At 60.2% G+C, this 523-nt stretch carries 1 protein-coding gene; it reads left to right on the forward strand.

Going from position 1 to position 523, the window contains the following annotated elements; translation table 11 throughout:
- Positions 1-427: hypothetical protein (locus tag CKW40_RS43580; RefSeq protein WP_210200213.1), on the forward strand; the 427-nt coding region annotated here is incomplete at its 5' end.
- Positions 428-523: the final 96 nt, after the last annotated feature.

Here is a 523-nt window from a genome sequence, read left to right on the forward strand (position 1 = left end):
CGGCGACCTGGAGACGCGCTATTTCAGCACGGCGCGTGGCCACATCGGCGGCAACCGAATGAGCAAGAAGCAGGAGGCTATCGGCAGGACGGTGGCTCCGTTCGGCGCATTCGAAGATGTGGTGCCGGCCTTAGAAGGCTTCGTGCGCACCTATAATCACACTGCGCAGGGCAAGAAGAGCGCGCTCAAAGGTCTCTCACCTGAAGCCACATTCCGAAAATACCTTGAGGCCGGATGGGCGCCGACTGCGATGAGCCGCGATGAAGTGCGCGGCATGTGCGCGAACCGAAGAGCGGTCGGTTGTTCAGGGTGCGATATCGGTCGATGGCCGTCATTGGACATGCCCAGAATTGCAGGCTTACCAGTACGAGAAGATTTGGGTCCGTGTGCCGGCCGATCACACACCGGCCGAGTTGCTGCTGCTTGACCGCTATGGTGAACGAGTCGGCATAGCCTTTCCCGATGTCGAGTTCCATCCGCTCGACAAGCGCGGCGCAAAAGCATCAGCCGAACGCGCAAAGGT

It is taken from the genome of Mesorhizobium carmichaelinearum (genome assembly GCF_900199455.1).
GTDB lineage: Bacteria > Pseudomonadota > Alphaproteobacteria > Rhizobiales > Rhizobiaceae > Mesorhizobium > Mesorhizobium carmichaelinearum.